Below are 2727 nucleotides of genomic sequence, written 5' to 3'. Positions count from 1 at the left end.
CACATCACACCCCCGCCCGGTCTATTGCTTCCGCCGCCCTGTGGCGCACGAAGGCGGCCCTTTCATACTCGGTGGCGGGTATGGCGTTATCCGCCAGAATGGGCCTCCCTTCGCGCCGCTCCCGGCGGGGTATCGCGTTCTCCCTACCTGGAAGAAGAAGGTCTGCGATCTTTGCTTGCGCCCGGGGGATGGATGTAGTAGAATCATGGTTGGAAGTGGTGTCCGCCCGCGAAGCCGACCCCGTTTCCACTACCCGTCCTGCTGTGTCACCAGCGGGGCGGGTTTTCTTTTTGTCGCTCATCGTTTTCCACCCCCAGCTTCCGTAAAAGTGCAGGAATATTGACCAAGTAGACAGTACCGCTCTTAATGTGCGGGACTGAACCATCTTTGCATCCATTACGAAGATAATACTGGCTGAGGCCGGTGGTCTTACTGGCATCTGGTATCTTTTGGAAAGGAATCATTTCTATCTCCATCTCCCTTCTCTGCCGTCCTCTGAGCCCGACGCATCCAATACCGCCGATTGCTCTCCCTTACCTTGTCCTTGTTTTTTCGCCGCCATTCGCGCATATATGCGCGCTGGGCTTCCCGTGCCTTTTCGTCCACAATTTCAACTCCTTTTCTTTTCGTTTCGCTTGACTTAGAAAGAGCGGCCTGCTATACTGAATCCATCGCAAGTTTTTCTTTCTATTTCCATGATACCGCAAGCAAATTTGAAAGGCAAGTTTTTATTGCTTATTTTTCATAATCGCAATTATTTCTTTCGCTTTAGGTGGTGTAGAATGTGGCAACGCAAGAAAAATATAATGAGCCTTTCCCGAGCCGTCTTAGAAAGCTGCTTGATGATCGCGGAATAACCATAACTGCGCTTTCGAAGGAGCTCAAGATATCTAGGCAGGCTGTATCGCAGTATACCGACGGTTCGGCACAGCCAAATATTGAAAAACTGAGAGCGATTGCTTCTTTCTTTGATGTTTCAGCGGACTACCTTGTGGGCCTTTCAGACTATGAGAAAAAAAGCACTGCGGAGTTAACCGCTGCTGATATGGGCATTATGGACGAGGCTGCCCAGCAGTTGGCAGACGACAAAATCAATTATGCTGGTGTATCCGGTGCTGTGCTGAGTATGCTTGTAAGTTCACCACAGTTTAGCGATTTTGCCTCTGCGGTTTCCGATTATATTGGAGCTGTTGATCGTGCAAAAAAGTGGTCAAAAACTGTATCAAGTATTTACGAAGAACGAAAAAATGTAAGGGTGAAGCGTTTTCTCCTGACCGAATCCCTTTTTGATGTGTTAGAAGACTACATTAAACTTCCGGATTTCTCCGCATTAGAGTTAAAAGCCCGCATGCTAGAAAAGAGACAGAGGGAGGCGAAGGAAGATGCCATCTGCAAGGAAGAAAACAAATAAGGCCGGCGCGGTATTCTATGAAATCCGCGTCAGCCGTGGCCGTTCAAAATCATACCTCACCCGGCGGTGGTATCCCCCGGAGGGCTGGAGCAAAAAGGCCATAGACCGGGAGCTGGCCCGTGTGGCCGCAGAGTTCGAGCGTGAGGCCCAGGCCGGTGAGGTTATCAGCAGAGCGGAGAAACGCCAGCAGCAGGCCCAGGAGGCCGAAGAGGCGGCCAAGATCCAAACCTTGCGCCAGTATGGCGAAATGGTGTTTATGCCCGCCAAGAGCGTCACCATGAGCGAGAACAGCCGCTCGACCTATCAAGGGAACTTGGACAAATGGATTTACCCGGCGCTGGGTGATTTCAAGATGCCGGAGGTCACGTCCGCCCAGATCACCGCGCTATTGCTGGACATGCAGAGCAAGAGCAAGGCCCACAGTACCGTTGTGAAGGCGTACACCATCCTAAACAGCCTGTTCAAAATGGCCTATCTGGCCGACGCCATACCTCGGAATCCGATGGACAAAGTGGCCCGCCCAAAGCCCCGTAAGGGAGAAGCGAAACCAAAGGAGCCGGAGGCGTACACCGCCCAAGAGGTAGGCGAGATACTGGCCTCGCTGGAAAATGAGCCGCTCAAATGGCAGACCTTTATTCGCCTTCTGATTGACACCGGCGTGCGCCGGGGTGAGGCGTGCGGCCTCCAGTGGCAAGATATAGACTTTAAGCAGAGCACCGCAACCATCCGGCGAAACCTTTGCTATACACCAAAAAAGGGTGTATATATCGACACCCCAAAGAGTGACAAGAGCCGCGTTGTCGACCTGGGGCCTGATACTTTGGTGCTACTGCGTCAGCTTCGCACAGACCAGGCAAGCCGGGCCATGAGCGCCTTCGTATTCACTCAGGAGGGAAGCCCGGAGCCGATGCACCCCACCAGCCCGACACACTACTTCCGCCAGTTCTCCCGGCGGTATGGAATCCAAGACTTCCACCCTCACAAGCTACGGCACACCTTTGCCAGTGTGGCGATCACCGCCGGGGCAGATGTGGCCTCTGTGAGTGAAGCCCTGGGCCATAGCGACAAGGCTGTGACACTCCGCATGTATACCCATGCAGACGCAGAAAGCCGCCGCCGAGCCTCTCAGATCTTCCGGGATGCAATAAAAAAAGCCGGGCAGGGCTGACCTGTCCGGCTGATTTTTAGGGGCGGTATGGGTTTTTGTATGGGTTTTTTGCCTAAGTAATTAAAAGGGAATAAAAGCAAAAACCCGCTATCCCTTGCGGGACAACGGGTTTTCGTGGAGCTGCTATCCGGATTTGAACCGGAGACCT

At 53.0% G+C, this 2727-nt stretch carries 2 protein-coding genes and 1 tRNA gene (1 of these 3 cut by a window edge); 2 read left to right on the top strand and 1 reads right to left on the bottom strand.

Features of this window, described 5'->3' with window-relative positions; all coding sequences use genetic code 11:
- Positions 1-784: 784 nt before the first annotated feature.
- Complete coding sequence (locus HMPREF0372_RS18680; protein ID WP_007489805.1) at positions 785-1411, top strand: helix-turn-helix domain-containing protein; 627 nt, start codon at positions 785-787, stop codon at positions 1409-1411.
- Complete coding sequence (locus HMPREF0372_RS05910) at positions 1383-2579, top strand: tyrosine-type recombinase/integrase (protein ID WP_039996777.1); 1197 nt, start codon at positions 1383-1385, stop codon at positions 2577-2579. The genes HMPREF0372_RS18680 and HMPREF0372_RS05910 overlap by 29 nt, the downstream gene beginning before the upstream one ends.
- A gap of 115 nt (positions 2580-2694) precedes the next feature.
- On the opposite strand, the gene HMPREF0372_RS20315 is transcribed toward HMPREF0372_RS05910, so the two are convergent.
- Positions 2695-2727: transfer RNA gene (locus HMPREF0372_RS20315), tRNA-Thr, on the bottom strand; it runs 75 nt beyond the window's last position.

The organism is Flavonifractor plautii ATCC 29863 (assembly GCF_000239295.1).
Lineage (GTDB): Bacteria > Bacillota > Clostridia > Oscillospirales > Oscillospiraceae > Flavonifractor > Flavonifractor plautii.
Note: the sequence above shows the minus strand (reverse complement) of the source record. Positions and strands in the feature narration are given on the sequence as shown.

Excerpts from the sequence above, each read along its gene's own strand:
- HMPREF0372_RS05910 (WP_039996777.1), top strand. The coding sequence starts at position 1,383 with ATGCCATCTGCAAGGAAGAAAACAAATAAGGCCGGCGCGGTATTCTAT.